Annotated in this window: 1 protein-coding gene; it reads right to left on the bottom strand. The window is 39.3% G+C overall.

What is annotated here, in order from left to right; all coding sequences use genetic code 11:
- A partial coding sequence (locus tag AOA59_RS31230) for a DUF1292 domain-containing protein (protein WP_143522877.1) occupies positions 1-213 on the bottom strand: 213 nt, incomplete at its 3' end.
- Between the last annotated feature and the right edge of the window lie 21 nt (positions 214-234).

The following is a 234-nucleotide window of genomic DNA, read 5'->3' as shown; positions in this document are numbered from 1 at the left end:
GTTATAAGCATCCATGAGGTTCTCAATTTCTTCTTCGGTAGCTGATATTAGGGACTGTTCCCCGTCATCTTCCTCTAACCTCATGATGAGCGTTTCATCTCCAGATGTAATCATTGCGTATGTGTAGCCTTCCATATCAAACATGGCATCGACTTGAAATACTCTTTCGTTTCCTTCATCATCTTTGATTGTAATAAGTTCTTGTTCAGACATAAAGACACCCCATTTTTCATC

The sequence above is a fragment of the Pseudomonas sp. 2822-15 genome (genome assembly GCF_002742515.1).
In the GTDB taxonomy this organism is placed as follows: domain Bacteria; phylum Pseudomonadota; class Gammaproteobacteria; order Pseudomonadales; family Pseudomonadaceae; genus Aquipseudomonas; species Aquipseudomonas salomonii.
Note: the sequence above shows the minus strand (reverse complement) of the source record. Positions and strands in the feature narration are given on the sequence as shown.